The organism is Streptomyces phaeochromogenes (genome assembly GCF_001418655.1).
GTDB lineage: Bacteria > Actinomycetota > Actinomycetes > Streptomycetales > Streptomycetaceae > Streptomyces > Streptomyces phaeochromogenes.
Window position 1 is genome coordinate 1 of the sequence record NZ_LIQZ01000570.1, and the last position, 3,666, is coordinate 3,666.

Genomic DNA, 3,666 nt, shown 5'->3' on the forward strand with positions numbered 1-3,666 from the left:
ACAAGCACTACTGGATCGACGGCATGACTCCCCCGGCCAGTGACGTCACAGACCTCGGTCAGACCTCGGCAGACCATCCCCTGCTCGGCGCGGCCGTTGCCCTTCCCGGTACCGGTGGGCTGGTCCTCACCGGTCGGCTGACGAGCGACTCTCCCGGCTGGCTCGTGGATCACCGCATTCTGGGGACGACGCTGCTGCCCGGCGCGGCGCTGGTGGACATGGCCCTGCATGCCGGTGGCCGGGTCGGCTGTCCGGTCGTCGAGGAGCTCATTCAGGAGGCGCCGCTGCCCGTACCCGAGCAGGGCGCGCTGGCCCTTCAGGTGGTGGTGGGTGCGGTCGACGCGGCAGGCCGTCACAGCGTGGAGATCTTCTCCCGCGAGACGGACGCCCCGGACACCGGCCCCGACGCGATCTGGACCCGGCATGCGACGGGTGTGCTCCGCCCGGCAACGGAGGCCGCCGAGCCGCCACAGGCTCACGCGGAGACGTGGCCGCCGCCGGGCGCCTCCGTCGTGCCGATCGACACGCTGTACGAGGACCTGGCCGCCCAGGGGTACGGATACGGGCCCGTCTTCCAGGGCGTGCGTGCGGTCTGGCAGCGTGAGGGCGAGGTCTTCGGCGAGATCGCGCTGCCCGAGGGAGCCGCGGACCTGGCGGCGTACGGGCTGCACCCGGCGCTGATGGACGCGGCGCTGCACTTCACCGATGTGCTGCCTGCGGAAGAGGGCGAGGACAGGGACAGCACCCGCATACCGTTCGCCTGGAACGGGTTCACGCTGCATACCCGAGGGGCGAGTTCACTGCGCGTCCGGATCTGGACGACGGCTCCAGGCGTGGTGTCACTGGACATGCGCGACGCTGCGACGGGCGCACCGGTGGCGTACGTCGACTCGCTCGCGATGCGGCCGGTGACATCGCGGCAACTGGACACCGGTCTGCGCCTTCTCCACCGGGTGCGGTGGATGCCCCTTCCGGCGGACGCGTCCCGGGCCCAGGCAACGCCGCCCAAGCTCGCCAAGCTCGCCAAGCTGGACGAAGTACTCGCTGCGGAACCGTCGTCCACAGTGCCCGACGTGGTCACGCTGTGGCTGCGTCCGGATGCAATCGAGAAGGTAACCGACACGACAACCGACAGGACAACCGACAGCCGGATCAGCCACGACGTGCCGCAGCAGGCGTTCCTCACCACCACAACGGTGCTGGACGCGTTGCGCGGCTGGCTGGCCGACGAGCGCTTCGCGGCGTCCCGGCTGGTCGTGGTGACGCGTAACGCCGTCCATGCCGTCGACCCCAACCCGGACCCCGACCTCGACTCCAACGCCGACCCCGCGCGGCCCGACGAGCCGCTCGACCTGGGCCAGGCTCCGGCCTGGGGTGTGCTGCGGGCCGCTCAGGCGGAGAACCCCGGCCGGTTCATGGTGGTCGATGTGGACGGTTCCGCCGAGTCCGTCCGCGCGCTGCCGGCTGCGGTGGCGATGGGTGAGCCGGAGATCGCCCTGCGCCGGGGCCGTGCCCTGGTCCCCCGGCTGGGCCGGGTGAGGGCGGCCGACGACGGGCCGTCGTGGGACGGTTCGGGAACCGTACTGGTGACCGGGGGCACGGGCATGCTGGGTGCGCTGCTGGCGCGGCATCTGGTGGTCGAGCACGGGGTGCGACACCTGCTGCTGACCAGCCGCCGGGGGCCGGACGCTCCCGACGCCGCCCGTCTGTCCGCGGAACTCACCGCGCTCGGCGCCACCGTGACGCTGGCCGCCTGCGACACCGCCGACCGGGACGAGATCGCCGGGCTGTTGGCCGGTATCCCCGCCGAGCATCCGCTGACCGCCGTCGTGCACGCCGCCGGAGTGATGGACAACGGAGTGCTGGCCGACCAGACGCCGGAGCGCGTGCGGCGGGTGCTGCGTTCAAAGGTGGACGGCGCCTGGCACCTGCACGAACTGACCCAGGACATGGACCTCTCGGCCTTCGTGCTGTTCTCCTCCGCGGGCGGCATGGTCCTGGCGGCCGGACAGGCCAACTACGCCGCGGCCAATGTCTTTCTCGACGCGCTGGCCCACCATCGCCGGGCAGGGCAGCTGCCCGCCACCTCGATGGCCTGGGGGCTGTGGGCGGGCACGGCGGCGGCCGATGCGCCCGGCGGCGCGTCGATCGACGCCGGGCGCATCGGCCGGCTGGGCGTGCTGGAACTGGCGCCGGAGGAAGGGCTGGTCCTTTTCGATGCGGCCCTGGCCTGCGGGGAGACCCTCACGGTGCCGGTGCGGCTGGATCCGTCGGCGGTGGGGGCGCGTCCGGACGAGTTGCCGGCGCTGCTGCGCGGGCTGGCGCCGGACCGTTCCGGGCAGGACGTCCGGCAGGCTCGGGCGACGACTCCCACGACAGCTGCCGCGATGGCGGCCGATCAGCCGTTGTCCGCACGACTGGCGGGGCTCTCCTGGGAGGAGGCCGGGCGGGTGCTGCTTGATCTGGTGCGGACACATGTGGCGGAGGTGCTGGGATTCGACGGCCCGGAGGCGGTCGTACCCGAGCGCGGTTTCCTCGACATGGGGGTGGACTCGCTGGCCGCTCTCGAACTGCGCAACCGGCTCTCCGGCGCCACCGGGGAGCATCTGTCCGCGACACTCATCTACGACTACCCGACCATCGTCTCGGTCACGGAGTTCCTGCGTACGGAACTGGTCGGGGAGGAACCGGCGGCGGGTGTGGACCGCGTGCTCGACGAGGAGCTGACGCGTCTGGAGTCGGCGCTGCTGGCCGCGGAGCCGGGGGCGACGGACTCGGCCCGGATCGAGGATCGGCTGCGAGCCCTGGCCGCCGGGTGGGCCGAGACCCACCGGCGGGTGGGCACCGCGGCTCCGGCCTCAGGGGCGGGTTCGGCTTCGGCCTCGCAGGACGACGCGCTGGAAGCAGCCACCGCCGACGAGCTGTTCGACATCCTGGACGAGGAACTGAGGGACCACGGCTGAGGATTCGGCGCCCACCCGTCCCGGCAACGGGCGGCGAGAGCGCACCCTCACCTCGCCCGAGCGCGCCCCCACGCGGCCGGAGCGGCACCCCGGGCGGACGGAACAGAACACCGCCGCCGCCCGGGGCCGGGCCGTCCGACCTGAACCAGTCCGGACCGACCTCGGCGGTCAGCCCAGAGTCACCCTCAGGACCCGGTCCGCGCCATCCGGCTCGCCTCCGTTGGCGTCGGCGTTGGTGGTCGCCAGCCACAGCTGTTCGCGGCCGGGCACCTTGACGACCGTACGGAGCCGGCCGTACGTACCGATGTAGTACGCCGTCGCCGTGCCCACGTTCTCGGTGTCGCCGTCGATGGGGATGCGCCAGAGGCGTTCGCCGCGCAGCGCGGCCATGTAGACGACGTTGTCGGCGATGGCGATGGCGCTGGGCGAGGCCTCGCCGGTGGTCCAGGTCTTCTTCGGGTTGGTCATCCCGGCGGTCGAGCAGGTGCCCTCGCAGGTGGGCCAGCCGTAGTTGGCGCCGGGCTTGATCAGGTTCAGCTCGTCGAACCGGGTGTTGCCGAACTCGGCCTCCCACAGCCGCCCGTTGCGGTCGAAGGCGAGTCCCTGCGGATTGCGGTGGCCGAGACTGTAGACGTAGTTCCCGAAGGGGTTGCCGGGGGCCGGCTGCCCGGAGGTCGTCAGGCGCAGGATCTTGCCGTTGAGG

At 72.3% G+C, this 3,666-nt stretch carries 2 protein-coding genes; one reads left to right on the forward strand and one right to left on the reverse strand.

What is annotated here, in order from left to right:
* A partial coding sequence (locus tag AOK17_RS45945; protein ID WP_206190951.1) for a type I polyketide synthase occupies positions 1-2,963 on the forward strand: 2,963 nt, incomplete at its 5' end.
* A 168-nt stretch (positions 2,964-3,131) separates the two neighbouring features.
* Here AOK17_RS45945 and AOK17_RS45950 read toward each other — a convergent pair.
* Positions 3,132-3,666: PQQ-dependent sugar dehydrogenase (locus tag AOK17_RS45950; RefSeq protein WP_206190952.1), on the reverse strand; the 535-nt coding region annotated here is incomplete at its 5' end.